The 23,935-nt window shown below is 44.6% G+C and carries 11 protein-coding genes; 6 read left to right on the top strand and 5 right to left on the bottom strand.

Annotated features, from left to right (window positions below; translation table 11 throughout):
• Positions 1-112: 112 nt before the first annotated feature.
• From JMX94_RS07505 to JMX94_RS07485, 5 genes are all read right to left on the bottom strand, one after another.
• Positions 113-727 (bottom strand): glutathione S-transferase N-terminal domain-containing protein, encoded by a 615-nt coding sequence (locus JMX94_RS07505; protein ID WP_201564753.1) that lies wholly within the window; start codon positions 725-727, stop codon positions 113-115.
• A 196-nt stretch (positions 728-923) separates the two neighbouring features.
• A complete protein-coding gene (locus JMX94_RS07500) occupies positions 924-1,637 on the bottom strand; it encodes a cytochrome c1 (RefSeq protein WP_201564751.1) in 714 nt (237 codons plus the stop codon).
• Complete coding sequence (locus JMX94_RS07495) at positions 1,637-2,857, bottom strand: cytochrome bc complex cytochrome b subunit (protein WP_372829985.1); 1,221 nt, start codon at positions 2,855-2,857, stop codon at positions 1,637-1,639. Before JMX94_RS07495 ends, JMX94_RS07500 begins: the two co-directional genes overlap by 1 nt.
• A gap of 7 nt (positions 2,858-2,864) precedes the next feature.
• Positions 2,865-3,449 (bottom strand): ubiquinol-cytochrome c reductase iron-sulfur subunit, encoded by a 585-nt coding sequence (gene petA / locus JMX94_RS07490; protein ID WP_201564749.1) that lies wholly within the window; start codon positions 3,447-3,449, stop codon positions 2,865-2,867.
• A 549-nt stretch (positions 3,450-3,998) separates the two neighbouring features.
• Positions 3,999-5,948 (bottom strand): ATP-binding cassette domain-containing protein, encoded by a 1,950-nt coding sequence (locus JMX94_RS07485; RefSeq protein ID WP_201564747.1) that lies wholly within the window; start codon positions 5,946-5,948, stop codon positions 3,999-4,001.
• 189 nt (positions 5,949-6,137) lie between these two features.
• Here JMX94_RS07485 and JMX94_RS07480 point away from each other — a divergent pair, with 189 nt between their 5' ends.
• The 6 genes from JMX94_RS07480 (at position 6,138) to JMX94_RS07455 (ending at position 23,901) form a co-directional block, all read left to right on the top strand.
• Positions 6,138-6,419 carry a SlyX family protein gene (locus tag JMX94_RS07480; RefSeq protein ID WP_201564740.1) on the top strand — a complete coding sequence of 94 codons (282 nt, stop codon included), beginning with the start codon at positions 6,138-6,140 and terminating at the stop codon, positions 6,417-6,419.
• Positions 6,420-6,651: 232 nt separating this feature from the next.
• Positions 6,652-8,121 (top strand): hypothetical protein, encoded by a 1,470-nt coding sequence (locus JMX94_RS07475; RefSeq protein ID WP_201564738.1) that lies wholly within the window; start codon positions 6,652-6,654, stop codon positions 8,119-8,121.
• A 397-nt stretch (positions 8,122-8,518) separates the two neighbouring features.
• Complete coding sequence (locus tag JMX94_RS07470) at positions 8,519-10,030, top strand: outer membrane protein transport protein (RefSeq protein ID WP_201564731.1); 1,512 nt, start codon at positions 8,519-8,521, stop codon at positions 10,028-10,030.
• 481 nt (positions 10,031-10,511) lie between these two features.
• Entirely contained in the window at positions 10,512-11,864 is a 1,353-nt protein-coding gene (locus tag JMX94_RS07465; RefSeq protein WP_201564807.1) for an OmpP1/FadL family transporter, read from the top strand.
• A 379-nt stretch (positions 11,865-12,243) separates the two neighbouring features.
• Positions 12,244-14,136, top strand: a complete 1,893-nt coding sequence (locus JMX94_RS07460) for a transferrin-binding protein-like solute binding protein (protein WP_201564729.1) — start codon at positions 12,244-12,246, stop codon at positions 14,134-14,136.
• 789 nt (positions 14,137-14,925) lie between these two features.
• Positions 14,926-23,901 (top strand): transferrin-binding protein-like solute binding protein, encoded by an 8,976-nt coding sequence (locus tag JMX94_RS07455; protein ID WP_201564720.1) that lies wholly within the window; start codon positions 14,926-14,928, stop codon positions 23,899-23,901.
• The last annotated feature ends 34 nt before the right edge of the window (positions 23,902-23,935 follow it).

Genomic DNA, 23,935 nt, shown 5'->3' with positions numbered 1-23,935 from the left:
GAGGATATGAAATAATAATTAAAAAAGGATTGACGGTAGAGTGTTCGTTATAAAAAAAGTCGTTCATGCTTAACTATTGGTTATTCTAAGGTAGCACTTTGCTATTGTCTAATTAGCGCACGCTTTTTTGAAAACTATCACGCTCAAAAACCCGTTTTTGATAATCAAATAGAGGACGACTGATAGCGCGCGGTAGCTCAATGCCCATTTCTTCCAACCGCCATAGTAGAGGCGCTAAGAGCACATCACACCAACCAAACTCATCTGCCATAAAGTAAGGCTTATGCGCAAACAGTGGTGATAAAGTAATGAGTGAATCGCTCAGCTGTTTTTTGGCCATGGCAGCTTGGGCTTTATTGAAACTATCTGGATGCATCAGCAGGCGTTTACCGAGTACCAGCCAATCGCGTTGAATACGCCATGCTAATTGGCGGAATTGCGCGCGCTCTTGCGGCGTTTCAGGCAATAGCTTATTGGCATGGTAACGCTCTTCAAGATACTCAAAGATGACGTTAATCTCATATAGCGCAATTTCCCGCTGCTGCAAGACAGGCAGGGTATGATAGGGGTTGAGCTCTGTCAAATCTTCAGGACGCTCAGAGTGCAAACGTGATAAATAATAGGCAAGCTTTTTTTCTTCAAGTAATAGACGCACCACATGACTGTCGTAGCCGTCATCAGCGTATAAAATCAGCTGACTACTTGGAATGTCATTCGCATCAATCATGAAAGCCTAATATATTAGTAAAGCCTGTTATCGTAAACAATGTGGCTCTGTTTATCAAGGTAGCGTACGTAAACATTAGGGGGCAGCCTTATTTTCAGCTAATATTTTAGTGTCTAACGGCTTGTCAAAGAATAAAAAAAGGCACTACCGAAGTAGTACCTTTTATATGATGCAGTCTTAGTGTTTAATACTTAAATTATTTTACGTCTTTCCAGAACTCTTTGTTCAATAAGTAAACTGGAATTAGTAATACTAATAAGAATAAAATCACAAAGAAACCAATCACTTGGCGGTCATGACGAACAGGCTCAGCCATCCACGCCATGAAGTTAACCAGGTCACCAACCTCAGATTCAAACTCATCGGCACTCAGCTCTTCTTGCATATTATGCAAGACGTGAGGCATCGCAGCGTTTGCAAGCACTAAGTTATTAGCGCCCCAAGGACGGCTTGGATCTTCATAGAATGACAACAGGTACGTATATACCCAGTCATCACCGCGCAGACGTGTCTCAAGAGACAAATCTGGAGGAGCCGCGCCGAACCATGATGCTTGGACTTCAGGGTCAGTTTCAGCATTGATATGGTCACCGATTTGATCGGTAGTGACCATCAAATACTTCTCGACCAGCTCAGGTGGTATCTCTAAATCTTTAGCAATGCGCGAGTGGCGAACGTACTGTGCGGAGTGACAACCGGCACAGTAGTTCATAAAGATTTTCGCGCCGTTTTGTAGCGAGCCTTTATTGGTAAAATCAATAGGGGCTATGCTACAAGCTAGGTGTTCTACCACACCGTCAGCATTGGTGAAAGTACCGCAGCCACCGCCTGCTGCCAGTGCGCTACCAGCAGTCAAGGTTAATGCCGCGCCTAAGCCTAGACCAGCTAGGGATTTAATTAGCGTGCTCATTAGTGACCTCCGGTAACGCGTTCTGGTGGCTGTTTACACTTCTCAATGGCAGTGTAAAACGGCATCAATAAGAAGAACAAGAAATATAGAACTGTGAATATACGTGACATGATAGTCGCCGTTGGGGTTGCAGGTGTTGCACCCAAGTAGCCTAGTACGACAAAGCTAATCGCAAAGATAGTAAGTGCAATCTTAGACAAGATGCCTTTATAACGTATCGAGCGTACTGGAGATCTATCGAGCCATGGGATTAAGAACAGTACGGCAATCGCACCACCCATCGCAATAACACCACCAAGCTTATCAGGAACTGCACGTAAGATGGCATAGAAAGGTGTGTAGTACCATACTGGCGCAATATGCGCAGGTGTTTTTAGCGAGTTCGCTGTCTCAAAGTTTGGTGGCTCAAGGAAGAAACCGCCGCCTTCTGGGAAGAAGAACACCACTGCAAAGAACAAGATAAAGAAGACAACAATACCAACCATATCATGCACAGTGTAGTACGGATGGAATTCAATACCGTCTAATGGTACGCCATTCTTATCTTTTAGCTTCTTAATGTCGATGCCATCAGGGTTGTTTGAACCAACGTGATGTAGCGCCACTAAATGCATAAAGACTAAGCCCACAAGCACCAGCGGAATCGCAACCACATGCAAGGCAAAGAAGCGGTTTAGGGTGATACCTGAGATAATATAATCACCACGTACCCATTCAGCAAGACCATCACCAATCACAGGCAGTGCAGCAGGTAAGTTTAAGATAACCTGTGCGCCCCAGAATGACATGTTGCCCCAAGGAAGTAGGTAACCGAAGAAACCTTCTGCCATCAATGCTAGGTAAATACCCATACCGATGAGCCAAATAAGCTCACGTGGTTTTTGGTATGAACCGTATAGCAAGGCGCGGAACATATGCAGATATACCACGACGAAGAACGCTGATGCGCCGGTCGAGTGCATATAACGGATGAGCCAGCCACCTTTAACATCACGCATGATGTATTCAACAGAGGCAAATGCCCCTTCGGCACTTGGGTTGTACATCATCGTCAGCCAAATACCAGTGACTAACTGGTTGACCAGTACCACCATTGATAACACGCCAAAGAAATACCAAAAGTTAAAGTTCTTTGGTGCATAGTACTTTGACATATGATATTCATAGGTTTCAGTCGCAGGAAAACGCGCGTCCACCCAATGCATTAACTTTTTACCCATGCTCATATTAAGCCTCCCCAATCGTCAAGATGGTACCATCCACGTTGTACTCTGGGACGGGTAAGTTAAGCGGTGCAGGTACACCACTATAAACACGACCCGCTAAATCATATTTAGAGCCATGACATGGGCAGAAAAATCCACCGTACCAATCATTACCACCTAAATCGGCTGCGCCAACATCAGGACGGTAGTTTGGTGCACAGCCTAAATGCGTACAGACGCCTTCTACTACCAATACTTCTGGCGAGATAGAGCGTTCAGGATTTTTACAGTATTCAGGTTGCAAAGATGCATCAGAATCGGGGTCAGATAATAGTGGCTTTACTGATTCAAGCGTGGTCAGCATCTCTTCAGTGCGCTTGACCACAAAGATAGGTTTACCACGGTATTTGACGACAATCATTTGTCCTGCTTCGATAGAACCAATATCTTGGGTCACTGCAGCACCAGCAGCCTCAGCTTTAGCGCTTGGGGTCCAAGAGCGGACAAAAGGTGTTGCCACAGCAGCTACCCCAGCTGCACCAATTACGGCAGTCGAGGCAATAAGAACTCTACGACGTTGTACGTTAACGCCTTCGGCATGGCTCATTAAAACTTCCTCCAGGTGAATGAAATGGGATTATCCCACACTGGGTTTGTGGCTTAGAAAAATTACAATTATCAAGCCACGTTAGCTGTGCCTAATTTTGCTAATTGTTGCTATTCTAAGCTATTTCGGTCATAAAATAAATTATTGTGTTAAAAATAAAGCAACCTTGATAGGGCACGCTACAACGTTAAACCAGATAATGGGTCGAAAAGACCTTACTTATCAATGTTTAACAGATGCCTGTATGCAACAAGGCTTATAGGAATAATGACCTTATAATTAATAAGGATATTCAGCAATAGCGAATGATACTTGAAATTCAGACAATGTTCACTAACTTTCAGCACATCACTACTGTGTAAGTAGCCGTTGGCTATTTATTTCTACTTACTATAATGAAATACTTATAAATCGCCCTACCTTTAATAGTGCATTTTAAATAAGATATCTATTAATATGATAGCTATTAAAGGTATAACCATTAAAGGTAAGGGCGTCATGATTCATACTAAGCTTGTAGTGCTTTATTTTTTATACTAACTATAAATACTAGCTTTCAAGAGTATGCCAGCGCTCAAGCTTAGTCATCATCTCATCTTCAATGACCAATAAACGCTCACTGGCAGCAGTCGCGGCTTCAATATCTTTTGTAAACCATGACCCGTCAGCCAGCTTTTCTTCTAGCTGAGTTTGCTCAGCTTCAAGCGCGGCGATTTCTTTCGGTAAATTATCAAGTTCACGCTGCTCATTATAGTTGAGCTTTTTGGCCGCTGTATTAGGCTTTGCGGCTACCGCAGCTTTATTGCTAGATTTGCTATTGGCAGCATTATCGTTAGACGATTTAGCATTCTTAGCCTTTGCTGCTTCTTCACGGTTTTTTTGTACCAAATATTCTTGATAACCGCCGACATACTCTTTGACCACCCCTTTACCGTCTTCATCAGTATCAAACACCCAAGTAGAAGTGACGACGTTGTCCATAAATGAGCGGTCATGACTAATCAGCAAGATAGTACCGTTAAAGCTACTAACAGACTCTTCTAATAGCTCCAAGGTTGCCATATCCAAGTCGTTGGTTGGCTCATCGAGTACCAGAATGTTAGCAGGCTTTAATAGTTGCTTGGCAAGTAATACACGGTTACGCTCACCACCTGACAGGGCTTTGACAGGAGTACGAGCACGCTCTGGGGCAAATAAGAAGTCTTGCAAATAGCTCATGATATGCGTCTTGCGCCCGCCAACTTCGACAAAGTCTGAACCTTCTGAGACGTTTTGCGCAACACTGGCTTCTAAATCTAGCTGATCACGCAGCTGATCAAAAAAGGCAATTTTCAGATTAGTGCCAAGCTCAACTGTACCTGTTTTGGTCACTTCATCGTCAGACATATCGAGTAGGGCTTTAATGAGCGTGGTTTTACCAGCGCCGTTGGGACCCACGATACCAATTTTATCGCCGCGCATAATCATGGTGCTAAAGTTATCGACTAAGACGTTGCCATCATATTCCAGATGCAAGTTTTTAACTTTACAGACCAGCTTGCCGCTTTTCTCGCCTTCACCCATGGTGATATTGACGTTACCGACTTGCTCACGGCGACCGCTACGCTCTTCGCGTAAGGCTTTTAGCTCACGGACGCGACCTTCGTTACGGGTACGACGGGCTTTGATACCTTGGCGAATCCAAACTTCTTCTTGTGCCAGTTTCTTATCAAAGTTAGCATTATTTTTTTCTTCAGCAAGTAGCTGCTGCTCTTTTAATTCTTGATAACGCGCATAACCTTTTGCGCCTTGGGTGACGTCATAGCTTGTTAACTGACCACGGTCAAGCTCAACGATACGCGTAGCAAGCTTATTCACAAATGCTCTATCGTGAGTCACAAACAATAAAGTCAAACCTTGCCAATCTAATAAGAAGCGCTCTAACCATTCGATACTTTCAACGTCTAAATGGTTGGTTGGCTCATCGAGTAATAGTACGTCAGGCTTAGTAACCAGCGCACGTGCAAGTAGTACGCGGCGTTTACGACCACCAGAAAGTGAAGACAAGTCATCTTCAGGATCGAGTCCCATGGTCGTAATCAGACGGGTTGCATCGCGCTCTAAATCCCAGCCATGTACGGCGTCAATATCATGCTGCAGGGTTGCCATATGCTCGCAAGCGTCCATATCGCCGTTGGCACACATATCGACTTGCTTATTATAGTTGATGAGCAAATCAGCGGTACGGCGGCTACCGCCCATCACGATGTCCAAGATACGACCGCTGGTTTCAGGGACGTCTTGCTCTAGCATCGCAACACGCATGCTGCTATTGGTGATAATCTCACCGCTGTCAGGCTGCAATGAGCCGTTAATCAGTTTAAATAAGGTGGATTTACCTTCGCCATTGCGGCCAATCAAACACACACGCTCGCCCGCATTAATCGCAAAATCAATGCCGTCAAGAACAGGAGCGACGCCAAAGGCTAAGTGAATATCTTTTAAATGTATCAATGCCATAGAATATCTTAAGCTTATATAATAGTGAGGTAGGGGTTGTTGCAAAATTGCTAGCAGTATAACATGCTGCCACCTAACTGTAGTATGCGTAAATGCATTTATAAGCACTATTTTATAACGGTTATTTTAAATGGTCATGGATGAGATTTGACAAAGGCCGTGCCCATATTATCTGGTATTGAGAAAAATATGAATGAACTGAATTCGATAGATAGCAAACCTTCCAATAGTCAAGCTAAGCTGTCAGATACCCAAGCGGATTTACAAGCACAGGTTATTGAATTACAGATGAACCTGTCTCACCTTGAGGTTACCGTAGAACGGCTTGATGAGGTCATTACGCGTCAAGACAGAGATATCCAAACCTTGCAGCGACAGGTGCAGTTTATCTATAAGCAAGTCGAAAGCCAAGATGGAGAGGGCGGTGTGGCGCCGTTTGATGTTGTGGCAGATAGACCGCCACACTATTAAGTGGAAAAACACCTTTTACTGATAAGCCATCTGATGGGCTGTTTATGATAAGCGTATATGTGTGTTTTTGCATAAATACACCGTACGATGACTATTGAGTCATATTAGAGAAATAATGTGTTTTTAGGTTGTCTTAATGTAAAAAAAACATTAGTATCCTTCACCTTAGATACTGTCTACCTAACAAAGTTCGGTGTAGCGGTAAAACAATGTGGATGTTTGGAGATACACAATGGGCGCAAATTTCAATCTAAAGACTCTTACGGTAGCTTTGGCTGCTCTTTCTGCAGCTAGTATCGCTAGTGCAGCAGGTCTTGATCGTTCAGGTCAAGATATCACCGCATTCTTACAAGATGGCACCTATGCCGAAACCGTTTATACTTATCTAGACGCTGATGTCAGTGGTTATGATAATGCTTATATTGGTAAAGATAAAAACGCTTATCAGCAAGGTAATAAAATTGATGACATCGCGGAATCTTATGATTTCTTCCGATACGGCGTAAAGGCCGATATTAACGATACTTTTAGTGTTGGTGTTCTATATGATGAGCCTTTTGGTGCTGCTGCCGATTATAGTGGTGACAACAACTTCGTTGCTCAAGGCGATCTAGATGCTTCAATTAACGCTATATCAGGTGGCGTTGCTAGCAGCGTAGCAGATGCTAGTATGAAAATTGGTCAACTATCACAGGGTGCAAAACAAGCGGGTGATTTGGCGGCAAGTTTTGCAGAACAAGCTCAAACAGCTACAACGCCGCAAGCAGCTGCAGCGTTTGCTGCACAAGCAAAAGCTGCAAAAGAGCAAGCGCAAATACTAGCAGGTCAAGCTCGATCTCTAGGTGGAGCATTAAAAGCTGCTGAAGCAGAGCTTGCCACTAAAGGTGAGGGTACGAATGTTGAAGTTCGTACTGAAAATATTACGGCGATTCTTGGCATGAAATTTGGCGAAAATAAAAATTTCCAAATTTATGGTGGCCCGGTTGCTCAACAAGTACAAGCAGACGTAAAACTGCGCGGAATTGCATATAGCGCTGCGACTGGCTATACCGCTCATATTAGCTCAGATCAAGATTATGGCTGGCTAGCAGGTGTGTCTTATAGTAAGCCTGAAATTGCTTTACAAGCCGCGTTAACCTATCGCTCAGAAATTGATCATACTTTACCAATATTTGAAAGCTATCCTGCAGCCAGCATTGAAAAAGCTGGTGACATAGATATCACTACTCCAAAATCTGTAAACTTTGATTTTCAAACAGGTATCAATCCAACGACTTTAGCGACAGCAAAAGTACGCTGGGTACCATGGAGTGACTTTGCAATCGTACCTCCTGTTTATACAGAAGTGAGTAAAGCGCAGTACCCTGAAGGTTTGTCTTTAGTGAGCTATGACAAAGATCAATGGTTAGTAGAATTAGGCTTAGCTAAGCGACTAACCCCAGCATTAGCAGTTACTGGTAATATTGGTTGGGATAGTGGTGCTGGTAATCCAGTGACGTCATTAGGTCCTATTGACGGTTACTATAGTGCTGGACTAGGTGCAAAATATAACTTCACTGAGAACTGGGCAGTTTCTGCCGGTGGTAAATACCTATGGTTCGGCGATGCTAAAGGTCAAATACCAACTAAGAATGTCGTTAGTAACTTTGAAGACAATGACGGTTTTGCCCTTGGTGTGAAGCTATCTTATCAAGCTAAGTAAAACTGAAAATTACTAATATTGATATAAGTTATATTTTTTAGATAAAAAAACGACCTTAAATAGGTCGTTTTTTTATGTTTAAAATAAAGAGAAATACAATAATAAATATCTTTTAATTTAAGAATAAAAACCTATATTTTCCGATTTAAGTTCGCCAATAATGTTAATTAGAAATTAATGATTGTGTGTTAAGTAAACTATTGTTTATTAAAGTAATTTAATGTTTTGTACCGCTCAGTCATTAACAAGAAATAAAGCGTTTTAATTGTTGTTTTAGTGTCAGAAAGTCATTACTATTCATTTTAGGACATCGTTTACATAATCATATATTTTGCGTAACAATGCTAAATGTTGATTATTACAACGATTTAACAACGAGGATGTTTGGAGATACACAATGCGCGCTACTTTTCACTTAAAAACCCTTGCCGTAGCGATAGCTACTCTTTCTGTAGCCAGTATGAGTAATGCTGCAGGTCTTGATCGCTCAGGTCAAGATATCACAGCATTCTTACAAGATGGCACTTATGCCGAAGCTGTATATACCTATATCGACGCTGACGTTAGCGGTTATGATAATCAACGTGTTGCCACTGATGATGCCGGTTATGTCCAAGGTAGGAGTACGGGTGAAGTTGCTGAGTCTTACGACTTTTTCCGTTATGGTGTAAAAACTGATATTAATGATACCTTTAGTGTTGGTATCTTATACGATGAACCTTTTGGCGCAGCAGCAGCTTATAACGGTGACAATAACTTTGTTGGTTCCCCAACCGCGGCAATAGACGGATTAATTGCTTCACAGCTGAATGGAAAATTACCACCTGGGGTTACCATTACTAATGCTGAAGAATTGAATGATTTCGTACAAGATTCGCAACAAGAACTTGCAGCAGGTAGAGATCGAGTTAGACAAGCTGAAGCTGCCATTGCATCAAATCCTGCACTTGAACCAATTTTGCGTCCACAGATTGTCGCAGGTCAAGTAGAAATTGCCGCTGGTGAAGCACGGCTAGCTCCTTTACAAGGTCTGAATGGCTATGCGGCTAATCAGCTTGCTAATACTGAAGGCACTAAAGTTGAGGTGCGCTCTGAGAATATCACTGCTATTATGGGTATGAAACTTGGTGCAAATAAAAACTTTCAAATATATGGCGGTCCAGTTGCTCAGCGCGTTCAGGCTGATGTAAAACTCCGTGGTAGTGCTTATGGCCTCGCTACAGGTTATACTTCACATATTAGCCCTGACCAAGACTATGGTTGGTTAGCCGGTGTAGCATATAGTAAACCTGAGATTGCTTTAAAAGCAGCGCTTACTTATCGCTCAGAAATTGATCATAGTATGGATATTACTGAAACATATCCATTAGCAGGTCTTTTAGCAGGTAATCCAGCGGCAGCCACTCAAACCAATAACATGGAAATTAGCACGCCAAAATCAGTTAACTTTGATTTCCAGACGGGTATTAATCCTACGACATTAGCCACAGCAAAAGTACGCTGGGTACCTTGGGGTGATTTTTCTATCGTACCGCCATTATATAATGAAGTTAGTAAACGCAGTTACGGTCCAGATGGTTTAGCTTTAGTAGATTATAGCGATGATCAATGGCAGGTAGAGCTTGGTATGGCTAAACGCCTAGCACCAGCTTTAGCTGTTAGTGGTACAATTGGTTGGGATAGTGGTTCAGGCGATCCAACGACATCATTAGGTCCGATTGATGGCTACTATAGTGTTGGTTTGGGCGCTAAGTATAATGTCACCCCTGAGTGGGCGGTATCAGCAGGTGGTAAATATCTATGGTTTGGTGATGCCAAAGGTCAGTTGCCGACGCAGCAAATTGTTGGCGATTTCCAAGACAATGATGGATATATCGTTGGTGTGAAGTTGTCTTGTCAAGGTAAGTAACTATACTCTCTATCAATAATTTATAGGATTAATGTTCGTAAAAGCAAAGCAGCCTATATGGCTGCTTTGCTTTTTTTATACTTATATATTTAGAAATTAATATAAAAAATTCCTCTGATTAATATGTCTAATATATAATTTTTTGATCAAGATGTACTGATATCATAGGTTTGGGTGGTATTGATTTATATTTGTTTTTCAGTATAAACTCTATCGGCTTTAGCCTATTTCCTTAAAGTTCAAAAAGAGAGTTGCTATAAGACTCAACTTTAATTATGATACTTAAATCGGTTACGTTATCTTACATAGCTGTAATGTCTGATGTTTAGGAAATGTGAAGATCGAGTCATCGATTCTTACTTCTAAAGATTTAGTTCAAAGTCGTTTGGCAAAGGATTGCACAGCATCAGCTGAAGTTACTGATATAAGACATATCATAACCAAGCTATTTGCCAGTTATTATATTCATGGAGGATATCAAGTGTCTCAAAAATTCCCTATCTCTAAACTCACCCTCGCTCTTTTTGCTTTATCGGCTGCATCATTGACGCAAGCCGCTGGTCTTGATCGTTCTGGTCAAGATATCAAAGGCTTTTTTAATCCCGGAACCTATGCAGAAGTTGATTTTGCTTATATCGATACCAAGGTATCTGCTCATGACAATGCGGGCAATAAATTTGGTATAACAAATACTGAAGCTGAATATGTTAAAGGTAAGAGTACCGGTAATGCTACTGATGATACCTATAGCTTTATGCGTTATGGTGTCAAAACGGACGTCAATGACAATATAAGTATTGGTGTCTTTTATGATGAGCCATTCGGGGCAGAGGTAGAATATAAAGGTGATAGTAATTTCGTATCAAAAGTAGGTGAAGAAACGCTTATTACACCTAAATTCAATGGAATCGGTGCTAAAAATGAAATTATTAACTCTGCAATACTAGACCCTGATTATAATAAAAATACCAAGGTCAGTGTTCATACCGAAACTTGGACCGGCTTAGTTGGTTATAAGTCTAACGGTTTTCAGGTATTTGGTGGTCCAGTGATGCAAAAAGCAAAAGCGGACGTACATTTACGAGGTAAGGCATATGGTCCTTTGACAGGCTATGATGCTAATGTTAATGCTGATACTGATTACGGCTGGGTCGCAGGTCTTGCTTATAGCAAACCTGAAATAGCACTAAATGCCGCTTTAACTTATCGTTCTGAAATTGAGCATAAAACAGATATCGCTGAGAGAGTTCCGCTTTTAGATAGTCAATATAAAGACCTTGTTCTTTCTCAGATTCCAGGAAGTGCTGGATATGACATTCAAGCCAATGCGACAACTGAGGCGACAGTTACAACACCTGAATCAGTAAACTTAAATATACAGACAGGTTTGAGTGAAAAGTATCAATTATTAGGAACGCTTGATGTTCGCTGGGTGCCTTGGAGTGATTTTTCGATTGTTCCACCTTTATATAATGTATTCTCAAAGGCAGCTGTACCAGAAGGTTTACCATTATTATCCTACGAAAAAGATCAGTGGAAGGTCGATGTTGGTTTAGCTAAGCGATTTAATGAAAAATTGGCTGGTTCAGTTGTACTCGGCTATGATTCTGGTGCTGGAGACCCTGTGAGTTCACTTGGTACCATTGAAGGTTTTTATAGTATTGGTGGTGGCATTAAATACAATGTCACACCAGAGTGGGCAGTATCTGTCGGCGGCAAGTATCTTAAGTTTGGGGATGCTACTGGACAGTTACCTAATGGTAGTATCGTCAGTAAGGCTGAAGACAATGATGGTTATATTGCGGGCGTAAAAATCTCTTACCAAAGTCAGTAAAATTGCATTTGATAGTATTATTTTGAATAAAGTTCTTAAAAAGCTTATCTAGTGAGTTAGATAAGCTTCACTAATGACTATTATCTATCTTATTGAGTACTGAGTTAATACTCATATAAATGTTTAACCTCTCACAAATGAACGTTTGCGTCATTTTTTATCAACAGCAGTCAGCTGTTATGAATTGACTTTGTAAACTAAATTTGGTTATCTATAGCTCTTATCTAAACACTAGTAGTACAAGTAGTAGATAAAGGAATATCAATTAATCATCCATGGAGGAAGAAGAATGTCACCTAACCGTCATTCAATCACGGCTGTATCGACAGCTAAAAAATTCAAAACCCCGCTAAAAGCCAGTGTTGTTCTTTTAACATCAATGATCCTCGCCGCCTGTAATACGACTGATGAGCCTTCTTATAATCTTGGCGATGTATTTGAAACAATAACGCCGACTCCGACTCCAACGCCGACTCCGACTCCGACTCCAACGCCGACTCCAACGCCGACTCCGACTCCGACTCCGACTCCAACGCCGACTCCGACTCCGACTCCAACAGAACCTGAAGCAGGTATTTCAGGAGCTCAACGTATTAATGTCGGTGGAATGTTTAAGGCTGATACACGTAAATTTGAAGCAAGCGCAGATAAGTCAAAAATAGAGGCAAGAGCGGACTTAGCAACCAGTCTTTTACCGACTGTACCAGTAAACTTATCTGGAGACGGTGATGCAGATGCTAAGCAAGGCTTTAAGTCACATGATGACAGTACAACGATTATAGCCGCTGGTAACGATATTCCACTAGAATATACTTCAGTATATAAAGACTACGATAATGTAATGCGTGTTGCTCATATCAATGGTGAGGCAGATGCAAGAACACTTTTAGGGCAAAAATTGCCAGTTGATGGTGTTGTAGTAATAGGCAATGCAACTCAAGTAACAAATTTACCAATGGATGGCAAGGTTGGCTATAGTGGTGATGCAACCTACCGCGAATTGGGTGCAAATAAAAACATCGAATATGGTACGTCAGTATTTACTGCAGATTTTGTTGCTAAAAACGTAAAAGGTGATCTTACATTTGCTAACGCAGGTAAAATCGGCTTAACAGCAAATATTGATGGCAATAAGTTTGCAGGCAAAGCCGAAGACAATGGAGGCTATGCAACAGAAGGTGGATTTTACGGTGGTAAAGCTGAACATCTAGGTGGTATCTACGAAAGCGAAAAAGCTCAAGGCACATATGGTGCCAGTCAAGTAACAACGCCAACTCCAACGCCGACTCCAACGCCGACGCCAACGCCGACGCCGACGCCTGAAGTTCCAAAACCTCCAGTGAATCTAGAACATCCAGTAGATAGCGAATTTACTGGCTTCCAAAGCAATACGCTCAGTAGTAAAAAGGGTACCTTTACAGATGATGCGATTGGTTATGCGGAAATACGTGATGACAAATCAGACTTTACTGAGACACAAGATGTAAACGGCTCTAAAGTCCCAGTAGACAATCGTGCTGGTAATAATTTTACTAGTTATGATAAGTTCTTAGCGCGCGCTGATATGACCAAGCCTGACTCTGTAAAACAGAAGGTTCTTGTTAATATAAGTGGAGCTAGTGATTCAGATTATGGTAATGGCTTTAAGCTTCATACTGATTCTACTAAAGTTCAAGGTCCTGTAGAGTTAGACTTAAAATATTCATCTGTTTACAAAAACTTTGATTCACAAATGCAGATTGGTCATGTATACGGTGATCCAAATCAGTCGTTCTTAGGTGATTTGGCTCGAGTCTCTACTGTCTATGTACAAGGTAACGGTACCAACCTTAAAGACATGCAGTACATGAAAGACTTGGCAAAGTACAATATTGATAACAATATTAATGATGGTATGGTAGCGTATGCTGGTGTTGCTACTTGTATGGAAAACCTACATTTAAAAGAGGGCAAGCGTGGCGGTCCAGTCGTTAATGGAACCTCGAAGTTCGATGTTGACTTCGTTAATAGCAAACTTGAAGGAACATTGACATTTGCAGATGGCGATTATAAATATATGCCTACTGACAATAAGATTAATATCAATGCAGATATCAGCGGCAATACCTTTGCTGGTAATGTAAATAATATTGATACCGCAGGTGGTTTCTATGGCGAGGATGCTAAATTCTTAGGCGGGGTTTACCAAGAAGCGTTAGCTCAAGGCGGTAAGGGTGCTCAACCAGGTGAAGGTACAACTTTCCAAGGAACCTTTGGTGCCGAAAAGCAATAAATAAATTAACCATAAAGACTTAAATATAAAAAAGCGCCTTAGGGCGCTTTTTTTGTTTTCTAGATTCTTGTATTTACGAAACTTGTATAAAAAATGATGGAAAAACTAACTAGTAAGTAGAAATAACAAAAATACAAAACAAAAATTGGTATATTTTGTATCAATATAGTTTAAGACTGCTATTTAATATGAAAAATTGTTGAACATAGTTCGATTTCTATAATTAATTTTCAAATTGTTATTTGACTCAATCCCTGTCTTTAATCTCAATAACATCTCTATATGTATTAAGGTATATAAATTAATATGAGGAGAATTTTTTATTATTTTAAAATTTCCTAATTAATATTTCTAATATTGTATTAATAAAGGATTTATATAATTACTAATGCTCCATTATTTTCCTTATATTAGTCTAACTATTCTTATAAAACATAGGGAATACTCAATTTACTCTAAAAAAATGATGATTATCTTACTTTTTCTAAAAAATGACGCAATACATGGAAATGCATCATTGATTATCGTATTTATTTTAATTTGGATGACTATGAAAGTATAAGAGTGTCCTATATTCTTTTTTGCGTATATTGATACATATTTTCTCTATATAGCTTATTATATTCGCTTATAAGGATTAATTGGTAACTAAATATTACAGTGAACATTATTTCATTAATATTAATTGACTTTCTGTAGTGAATTTGTTTATGTATGCATGCAACTGGATTAAAGTTGTATCTTATTCGAAGTAACGGAATATCATAAACTCTTCATGGAGGAAGACGAATGTCGCCTAACTGTCATTCAATCTCAGCTGTAACAGCAGCAAAAAAACTAAATACACCACTCAAAGCCAGTGTGGTTCTCTTAAGTGCTATTATTCTAGCGTCATGTGTGACTAGTGGCGGAGATGATCCTATCACTCCGAAACCAACACCTGTGTTGCCAGGTACTGATACGGGAGGTGGAGCTGGTAATATAACTGAGGCTGAAAAAGCTATTAAAGCGGCTGAGGCTAAAACCAAAGCAGCAGAAGAAGCGCTTAAAGTAGCAGAAGCCAAAACCAAGGCAGCAGAAGAAGCGCTTAAAACAGCAGAATTGAAGTTTGGAGAGGAATCAGAAAAAGCAGCAGAAGCATCGAAGACAGCAATTGATGCAGCAAGAGCAGAAGCAGTACAGGCAAAAGCAGCAGCAGAAGCTGCAAGAGTCGAAGCAGTAGCAAAAATTGAAGCCGCTGCAAAAGCATCTAAAGAAGAAGTGGATGCAGCCAAAAAGATAGCTAGTGAAGCAGTAACAAAAGTTAAAGACGCTGAAGAAAAAGCAAAAGCTGCAGATCTTCGTGCTACGGTAGCAGCGGCCAAAGCTAAAGAAATTGAAGAGTCACTTAAAGCAGAAATAGCGGCTAAAAAGGCAGCAGAAGAAGCCAAAGAGCTGGCGCAAGCAGCAGAAAATGCTGCTAAAGATGCTAAAGTAAAAGCAGAACAAGCAGCGCAAGCCGCCAAAGCGCAAGCAGAGCTTGAAAAGCAAAAAGCAGCCACTGCCCAAGCAGAAGCGGATAAAGCCAAAGGTGAGTTAATCACCGCACAGGATAAGTTAGCTGCTGCAGAGAAAGCCCTAGCAGACGCATTGGCAAATGGCAGTGGTGACACCGCGGCCCTACAAGCAGAAGTGGATCGTCGCAAAGCTGCCCTTGAGGCCGCCAATGCCCAAATCACCGCTGCCCAGCAAGCGCAAGCTGCAGCGACTGCCGCAGCAGAAGCTCAAATTGCTGCCGCCAACCAAGCCGCGCAAGCCGCCAAAGACGCCCTAGCAGCAGCCACCATCAAGAACGCTGCCGAAGCGAAGAAATCGGGTGTTCAATCATTAAACATTAATGCCGGCTCACTCGGATTGTTTAATACCACCACCCGCGACTTTGCCGTAAATGAAGACGGCTCTGCCGTTGATGCCCGTGCTGACATCGCCTCTCAGAATCCAGATGGCACAGCAGGCTTACTCCCACTGGTCCCAATCACCCTCTCTGGTGAAGGCGACACAGACGTTGCTAACGGCTTTAAAGCCCATAAAGGCAAAGCAGACATCGTGGTTGCCGCCATTGGTCAGACACTGCCTTTAACCTACACCTCAACCTATAAAGACTTTGGCGATGACATGCGCATCGGTCATATTGATGGCTCTGCTGAAGTTGCTCTATTGAACAAAACCTTACCCGTCAATGGTGTCGCCGTCATCGGTAATGCCACCCAAGCGGCTAACATGCCGAAAGAGGGCACCGTAGGTTACACAGGGGACGCCACTTACCGCAAGCTGGGTATTGGCAATGACATCGAGTTTGGCAAATCTGTATTCACCGCCGACTTTGTTGCTAAAAACGTGAAAGGGGACTTAACCTTTGCTAACGCCGGTAAGATTGGTCTAACCGCTGGTATCAATGGCAACCAATTCTCAGGCACAGCGGCTGACAATGCCGGTTACAGCACTGAAGGTGGATTCTTTGGTGGGGATGCTCAATACCTAGGCGGGGTCTACGCTGGTAATGATGCTCAAGGCACCTATGGCGCGAAGAGCGACAAGCAAACCGCAGCAGAAAAAGCCGCTGCCAAAGCCCAAGCGGATGCCGCCAAAGCCAATGCTGACAAAGACACTGCCCAAGCCCAAGCCGCCGCCGCCCAAGCTGCTGCAGACAAAGCCCAAGCGGATGCCGTTAAAGCCCAAGAGGCCCTGAAAAAAGCAGAAGATGCCTTAGCAAGTGCTGGTAATGGCGAAGATCAGCTCGCCGCCGCCTTAGCACGTGCGGCCGCCGCCGAAGCCGCTCAAGCTGCAGCAGAAGCCGCCGCAGAGACTGCAAAAGCTGCTGAAGCGGCTGCGTTGTTAGCCAAAACCGCAGCAGAAAATGCAGCCACTGCAGCGCAAGTAGCTGCCGACAAAGCCATTGGTGACGCTAAAGTTGAAGCCGACAAGAAAGTAGCCGCCGCCAATCAACAAGCGGCTGATGCTAAAGCGCAAGCGGCTAAAGCGGAAGCTGACGCTGCCACCGCTAAAGCTGCAGAAGATAAAGCCAAAGCGGAAGCAGTAAAAGCCAAAGCTGACGCTGCAACCGCAATCGCTGCGGCCAATGCCAACGCTGAAACAGCCAATCAGCAAGCCACAGCCGCCAAAGCGCAAGCAGAGCTTGAAAAGCAAAAAGCAGCCACTGCCCAAGCAGAAGCGGATAAAGCCAAAGGTGAGTTAATCACCGCACAGGATAAGTTAGCTGCTGCAGAGAAAGCCCTAGCAGACGCATTGGCAAATGGCAGTGGTGACACCGCGGCCCTACAAGCAGAAGTGGATCGTCGCAAAGCTGCCCTTGAGGCCGCCAATGCCCAAATCACCGCTGCCCAGCAAGCGCAAGCTGCAGCGACTGCCGCAGCAGAAGCTCAAATTGCTGCCGCCAACCAAGCCGCGCAAGCCGCCAAAGACGCCCTAGCAGCAGCCACCATCAAGAACGCTGCCGAAGCGAAGAAATCGGGTGTTCAATCATTAAACATTAATGCCGGCTCACTCGGATTGTTTAATACCACCACCCGCGACTTTGCCGTAAATGAAGACGGCTCTGCCGTTGATGCCCGTGCTGACATCGCCTCTCAGAATCCAGATGGCACAGCAGGCTTACTCCCACTGGTCCCAATCACCCTCTCTGGTGAAGGCGACACAGACGTTGCTAACGGCTTTAAAGCCCATAAAGGCAAAGCAGACATCGTGGTTGCCGCCATTGGTCAGACACTGCCTTTAACCTACACCTCAACCTATAAAGACTTTGGCGATGACATGCGCATCGGTCATATTGATGGCTCTGCTGAAGTTGCTCTATTGAACAAAACCTTACCCGTCAATGGTGTCGCCGTCATCGGTAATGCCACCCAAGCGGCTAACATGCCGAAAGAGGGCACCGTAGGTTATACAGGGGACGCCACTTACCGCAAGCTGGGTATTGGCAATGACATCGAGTTTGGCAAATCTGTATTCACCGCCGACTTTGTTGCTAAAAACGTGAAAGGGGACTTAACCTTTGCTAACGCCGGTAAGATTGGTCTAACCGCTGGTATCAATGGCAACCAATTCTCAGGCACAGCGGCTGACAATGCCGGTTACAGCACTGAAGGTGGATTCTTTGGTGGGGATGCTCAATACCTAGGCGGGGTCTACGCTGGTAATGAGGCTCAAGGCACCTATGGCGCGAAGAGCGACAAGCAAACCGCAGCAGAAAAAGCCGCTGCCAAAGCCCAAGCGGATGCCGCCAAAGCCAATGCTGACAAAGACACTGCCCAAGCCCAAGCCGCCGCCGCCCAAGCTGCTGCAGACAAAGCCCAAGCGGATGCCGTTAAAGCCCAAGAGGCCCTGAAAAAAGCAGAAGATGCCTTAGCAAATGCTGGTAATGGCGAAGATCAGCTCGCCGCCGCCTTAGCACGTGCGGCCGCCGCCGAAGCCGCTCAAGCTGCAGCAGAAGCCGCCGCAGAGACTGCAAAAGCTGCTGAAGCGGCTGCATTGTTAGCCAAAACCGCAGCAGAAAATGCAGCCACTGCAGCGCAAGTAGCTGCCGACAAAGCCATTGGTGACGCTAAAGTTGAAGCCGACAAGAAAGTAGCCGCCGCCAATCAACAAGCGGCTGATGCTAAAGCGCAAGCGGCTAAAGCGGAAGCTGACGCTGCCACCGCTAAAGCTGCAGAAGATAAAGCCAAAGCGGAAGCAGTAAAAGCCAAAGCTGACGCTGCAACCGCAATCGCTGCGGCCAATGCCAACGCTGAAACAGCCAATCAGCAAGCCACAGCCGCCAAAGCGCAAGCAGAGCTTGAAAAGCAAAAAGCAGCCACTGCCCAAGCAGAAGCGGATAAAGCCAAAGGTGAGTTAATCACCGCACAGGATAAGTTAGCTGCTGCAGAGAAAGCCCTAGCAGACGCATTGGCAAATGGCAGTGGTGACACCGCGGCCCTACAAGCAGAAGTGGATCGTCGCAAAGCTGCCCTTGAGGCCGCCAATGCCCAAATCACCGCTGCCCAGCAAGCGCAAGCTGCAGCGACTGCCGCAGCAGAAGCTCAAATTGCTGCCGCCAACCAAGCCGCGCAAGCCGCCAAAGACGCCCTAGCAGCAGCCACCATCAAGAACGCTGCCGAAGCGAAGAAATCGGGTGTTCAATCATTAAACATTAATGCCGGCTCACTCGGATTGTTTAATACCACCACCCGCGACTTTGCCGTAAATGAAGACGGCTCTGCCGTTGATGCCCGTGCTGACATCGCCTCTCAGAATCCAGATGGCACAGCAGGCTTACTCCCACTGGTCCCAATCACCCTCTCTGGTGAAGGCGACACAGACGTTGCTAACGGCTTTAAAGCCCATAAAGGCAAAGCAGACATCGTGGTTGCCGCCATTGGTCAGACACTGCCTTTAACCTACACCTCAACCTATAAAGACTTTGGCGATGACATGCGCATCGGTCATATTGATGGCTCTGCTGAAGTTGCTCTATTGAACAAAACCTTACCCGTCAATGGTGTCGCCGTCATCGGTAATGCCACCCAAGCGGCTAACATGCCGAAAGAGGGCACCGTAGGTTACACAGGGGACGCCACTTACCGCAAGCTGGGTATTGGCAATGACATCGAGTTTGGCAAATCTGTATTCACCGCCGACTTTGTTGCTAAAAACGTGAAAGGGGACTTAACCTTTGCTAACGCCGGTAAGATTGGTCTAACCGCTGGTATCAATGGCAACCAATTCTCAGGCACAGCGGCTGACAATGCCGGTTACAGCACTGAAGGTGGATTCTTTGGTGGGGATGCTCAATACCTAGGCGGGGTCTACGCTGGTAATGATGCTCAAGGCACCTATGGCGCGAAGAGCGACAAGCAAACCGCAGCAGAAAAAGCCGCTGCCAAAGCCCAAGCGGATGCCGCCAAAGCCAATGCTGACAAAGACACTGCCCAAGCCCAAGCCGCCGCCGCCCAAGCTGCTGCAGACAAAGCCCAAGCGGATGCCGTTAAAGCCCAAGAGGCCCTGAAAAAAGCAGAAGATGCCTTAGCAAGTGCTGGTAATGGCGAAGATCAGCTCGCCGCCGCCTTAGCACGTGCGGCCGCCGCCGAAGCCGCTCAAGCTGCAGCAGAAGCCGCCGCAGAGACTGCAAAAGCTGCTGAAGCGGCTGCGTTGTTAGCCAAAACCGCAGCAGAAAATGCAGCCACTGCAGCGCAAGTAGCTGCCGACAAAGCCATTGGTGACGCTAAAGTTGAAGCCGACAAGAAAGTAGCCGCCGCCAATCAACAAGCGGCTGATGCTAAAGCGCAAGCGGCTAAAGCGGAAGCTGACGCTGCCACCGCTAAAGCTGCAGAAGATAAAGCCAAAGCGGAAGCAGTAAAAGCCAAAGCTGACGCTGCAACCGCAATCGCTGCGGCCAATGCCAACGCTGAAACAGCCAATCAGCAAGCCACAGCCGCCAAAGCGCAAGCAGAGCTTGAAAAGCAAAAAGCAGCCACTGCCCAAGCAGAAGCGGATAAAGCCAAAGGTGAGTTAATCACCGCACAGGATAAGTTAGCTGCTGCAGAGAAAGCCCTAGCAGACGCATTGGCAAATGGCAGTGGTGACACCGCGGCCCTACAAGCAGAAGTGGATCGTCGCAAAGCTGCCCTTGAGGCCGCCAATGCCCAAATCACCGCTGCCCAGCAAGCGCAAGCTGCAGCGACTGCCGCAGCAGAAGCTCAAATTGCTGCCGCCAACCAAGCCGCGCAAGCCGCCAAAGACGCCCTAGCAGCAGCCACCATCAAGAACGCTGCCGAAGCGAAGAAATCGGGTGTTCAATCATTAAACATTAATGCCGGCTCACTCGGATTGTTTAATACCACCACCCGCGACTTTGCCGTAAATGAAGACGGCTCTGCCGTTGATGCCCGTGCTGACATCGCCTCTCAGAATCCAGATGGCACAGCAGGCTTACTCCCACTGGTCCCAATCACCCTCTCTGGTGAAGGCGACACAGACGTTGCTAACGGCTTTAAAGCCCATAAAGGCAAAGCAGACATCGTGGTTGCCGCCATTGGTCAGACACTGCCTTTAACCTACACCTCAACCTATAAAGACTTTGGCGATGACATGCGCATCGGTCATATTGATGGCTCTGCTGAAGTTGCTCTATTGAACAAAACCTTACCCGTCAATGGTGTCGCCGTCATCGGTAATGCCACCCAAGCGGCTAACATGCCGAAAGAGGGCACCGTAGGTTACACAGGGGACGCCACTTACCGCAAGCTGGGTATTGGCAATGACATCGAGTTTGGCAAATCTGTATTCACCGCCGACTTTGTTGCTAAAAACGTGAAAGGGGACTTAACCTTTGCTAACGCCGGTAAGATTGGTCTAACCGCTGGTATCAATGGCAACCAATTCTCAGGCACAGCGGCTGACAATGCCGGTTACAGCACTGAAGGTGGATTCTTTGGTGGGGATGCTCAATACCTAGGCGGGGTCTACGCTGGTAATGATGCTCAAGGCACCTATGGCGCGAAGAGCGACAAGCAAACCGCAGCAGAAAAAGCCGCTGCCAAAGCCCAAGCGGATGCCGCCAAAGCCAATGCTGACAAAGACACTGCCCAAGCCCAAGCCGCCGCCGCCCAAGCTGCTGCAGACAAAGCCCAAGCGGATGCCGTTAAAGCCCAAGAGGCCCTGAAAAAAGCAGAAGATGCCTTAGCAAGTGCTGGTAATGGCGAAGATCAGCTCGCCGCCGCCTTAGCACGTGCGGCCGCCGCCGAAGCCGCTCAAGCTGCAGCAGAAGCCGCCGCAGAGACTGCAAAAGCTGCTGAAGCGGCTGCATTGTTAGCCAAAACCGCCGCAGAAAATGCAGCCACTGCAGCGCAAGTGGCTGCCGACAAAGCCATTGGTGACGCTAAAGTTGAAGCCGACAAGAAAGTAGCCGCCGCCAATCAACAAGCGGCTGATGCTAAAGCGCAAGCGGCTGCGGCTCAAACACGTGCCGATGAAGCGGAAAAAGAGAAATTAGAAGCTGAAGCTAGAGCGATAGCTGCAGAAGAGGCTCTTGCAGCGGCACAGCAATTACCGCCAGCACCAACCAACCCGACAATTGCTGCAAATACTAAAGTTACTGGCTTCCAAAATAGTATTGCAAAAGACGACAATAGTGGTTTGAGCGCAAATACTTCTGCGAGCTACGATACCTACACAGCTCTTTTTAATGAGACTGGATCGAGTTATTTTAAACAACCTGTGAATGTCACATTAAGAAGTACAGATGACCAAGACTACGAAAAGGGTTTTAAGAAGAGCTCTCTCAAGCAAATTGGTGGTACGTGGGACAATAAGTTAAATTACACCTCCACTTATAAAAACTTTGACAATCAAATGCAAATTGGTCATGTATATGGTGACCTTAAACGTTTCGCTAACGTAACCCAATTAGCTACTTTGTCAAACGTCTATGTACAAGGTAATAGTACAAATGACGTTGATATGAAGTACATGAAAGATCTATCGCAATATAATATTAATAACCGTATTAATGACGGTAAAGTTGCCTACAAAGGTGATGCCACTTATCTTGGTAATACAAAAAGTGAGATTATTGGTGTTGACCCCACTGTAGGTACGTCTAACTTTAGTGTTGACTTTGTGGATAGCCAGGTTGATGGCACACTATCGTTTGCTGGTATGAAAGATAAGAAAATAAAAGCAGAAATTGCAGGCAATACCTTTGCCGGTAATTGGAATGGTGTTGATACTAAAGGTGGGTTCTATGGAGAAGATGCCAAGCTATTAGGTGGCATATATCAAGATGCTGGCGGTAAAGGAACTTATGGTGCTACTAAAGTCGGCTCTAACTCTGAACCAGTACCAGTACCTAAAGCTATAACAGGTGTTATGAGTAACACCGTCAGCAGTGTAGCGGGAACTGGAACAGAAAATGCTATTGGTTATCGTCAGTTTGTAAGGGACAATGATACATTCAATACCACAACAGGTTCTGGTGAAGATACCAACCCAGTAATGATTGTTGATACTAATACAGATAATCTACCGGGTTATAATCAGCTTGTTGGTCGTCTAGATATTACTAAACCAGGTAAATTCGGACAAGCATCGAAACTGACACTAGTAAAATCTGATGATATATTGCTCGATGATGGTTTCAAAAAATCTAAAGATACGAGTACAGCGACCTTTGGTAAAGTTGAATCCATTCTTGGCAAGATTGATTTAAAATACGATTATCAATCTGTTTATAAGAACTTCGACTCGCAAATGCAAATCGGTCATGTGTATGGTGACATGCGTAAAGAAGGTTCATTTGGTGGGGTGAAATCACGCTATACCAATGTTTACGTCATGGGTGAAGCAACTGAGAACATGCCTACAGAAGGTAAAGTTCAGTATGCTGGTGTTGCAACCTATATGGATAATCTACATTTAGGCTCAGGCGCGCTCAAAAACCCAGTGGTCAACGGCACATCTAATTTTAATGTTGATTTCGTTAATGACTCATTAACAGGGACATTAAAGTTTGCTGATATTAATAAAAATATTGGTATTAGTGCTGGCATTACGGGTAATACTTTTGCTGGTAGTAAAGATAGTATTGCAACCTCAGGTGGTTTCTATGGTGAAGATGCTAAGTTCTTAGGTGGTATTTACCAAGAAGCACAACCTGGTAGCGTACCCGGAACTGGAACTACGCCAGGAACTGGTACAACTTTCCAAGGAACCTTTGGTGCCGAAAAGCAATAAAGTAATATGACTGTATAAAACAAACAAAAAAGCG

Source organism: Psychrobacter sp. CMS30, from assembly GCF_904846565.1.
Taxonomy (GTDB): domain Bacteria; phylum Pseudomonadota; class Gammaproteobacteria; order Pseudomonadales; family Moraxellaceae; genus Psychrobacter; species Psychrobacter maritimus.
Note: the sequence above shows the minus strand (reverse complement) of the source record. Positions and strands in the feature narration are given on the sequence as shown.

Excerpts from the sequence above, each read along its gene's own strand:
- JMX94_RS07505 (WP_201564753.1), bottom strand. The coding sequence starts at position 727 with ATGATTGATGCGAATGACATTCCAAGTAGTCAGCTGATTTTATACGCT.
- JMX94_RS07500 (WP_201564751.1), bottom strand. The coding sequence starts at position 1,637 with ATGAGCACGCTAATTAAATCCCTAGCTGGTCTAGGCTTAGGCGCGGCA.
- JMX94_RS07495 (WP_372829985.1), bottom strand. The coding sequence starts at position 2,857 with ATGGGTAAAAAGTTAATGCATTGGGTGGACGCGCGTTTTCCTGCGACT.
- petA (WP_201564749.1), bottom strand. The coding sequence starts at position 3,449 with ATGAGCCATGCCGAAGGCGTTAACGTACAACGTCGTAGAGTTCTTATT.
- JMX94_RS07485 (WP_201564747.1), bottom strand. The coding sequence starts at position 5,948 with ATGGCATTGATACATTTAAAAGATATTCACTTAGCCTTTGGCGTCGCT.
- JMX94_RS07480 (WP_201564740.1), top strand. The coding sequence starts at position 6,138 with ATGAATGAACTGAATTCGATAGATAGCAAACCTTCCAATAGTCAAGCT.
- JMX94_RS07475 (WP_201564738.1), top strand. The coding sequence starts at position 6,652 with ATGGGCGCAAATTTCAATCTAAAGACTCTTACGGTAGCTTTGGCTGCT.
- JMX94_RS07470 (WP_201564731.1), top strand. The coding sequence starts at position 8,519 with ATGCGCGCTACTTTTCACTTAAAAACCCTTGCCGTAGCGATAGCTACT.
- JMX94_RS07460 (WP_201564729.1), top strand. The coding sequence starts at position 12,244 with ATGATCCTCGCCGCCTGTAATACGACTGATGAGCCTTCTTATAATCTT.
- JMX94_RS07455 (WP_201564720.1), top strand. The coding sequence starts at position 14,926 with ATGTCGCCTAACTGTCATTCAATCTCAGCTGTAACAGCAGCAAAAAAA.